This is a genomic window from Sciscionella sediminilitoris, from assembly GCF_000737195.2.
Classification (GTDB): domain Bacteria; phylum Actinomycetota; class Actinomycetes; order Mycobacteriales; family Pseudonocardiaceae; genus Sciscionella; species Sciscionella sediminilitoris.
On record NZ_JALM01000199.1, the window covers coordinates 1 to 794 of the forward strand.

Here is a 794-nt window from a genome sequence, read left to right on the forward strand (position 1 = left end):
TGGCTCGGTAGTGCAAGATCTTTTCGGGCCCGTGGACCGCGACCTCGGACTGTGGCCGGTGATGGAGCGGCTTCAGGATTCGTTGCGTTGGTAGATGTGCAGGGTGTCGTTGAATCCGAACCATTGCGGGATTGGCACGGTGTCGATCACCGTGAACCGGGATTGATCGCCGAGGAGTTCGTGGAGGCGGGCGTCGCCAGTGCAGCCGCCTGCCGGTTCGCCGACGTAGCACACGGTGTTACCGGTGTAGCGTTGCACGGCTTCTGCGGCCCAGGGTTTGTCGTAGCTGGGCCAGACGAGTAGCAGGGTGCGATCGCCATGGTGATCGATGGCGGTGTGGTTGCCGGTGAGGACTTCGGACCAGGCGTGTCCGTCGTGCGAGTCCGATGGTGTCCCGGGTGGTGCAGGGTCGTAGGCGAGCACGTCTACGTCGCGTTCGCGTAGGAGGCTGGCCCAGTAGCCGTTTCCGGCGCCGAGCTCCACGAGTCCGTGTGGAGCATGCGAGTTGATCGCGGTGAGGGCTTCGTCGTTCGGGATCGCCCAGGCGTAGTGGCGTTTCGGTGCGTGTAGTGGGTCGCTGCCTGCTGTTGCTTCGATGAGGCATCGGGTGCAGGGCAATTCGGGGCGCGGATCGGTGTGCGACGGGTTGTGGATCTGTTGGTGTGCGCGCTGGGTTTCGACGTAGGCCTGGTATTCGTTCATGGTTTCTGCGATGGGCCCTAGTTTGGTGGGAGGTGGGGGCCGAGGTAGCCGATGCTGATGAGTCCGGTGTTGTCGGTGTCGTCGTGGAAGTG

1 protein-coding gene is annotated in these 794 nt (G+C 63.5%); it reads right to left on the reverse strand.

The window, feature by feature from the left end:
* Positions 1-72: 72 nt before the first annotated feature.
* On the reverse strand, positions 73-702 hold the full coding sequence (locus tag AD72_RS35145) for a class I SAM-dependent methyltransferase (RefSeq protein ID WP_051899358.1): 630 nt from the start codon (positions 700-702) through the stop codon (positions 73-75).
* Positions 703-794 lie beyond the last annotated feature (92 nt).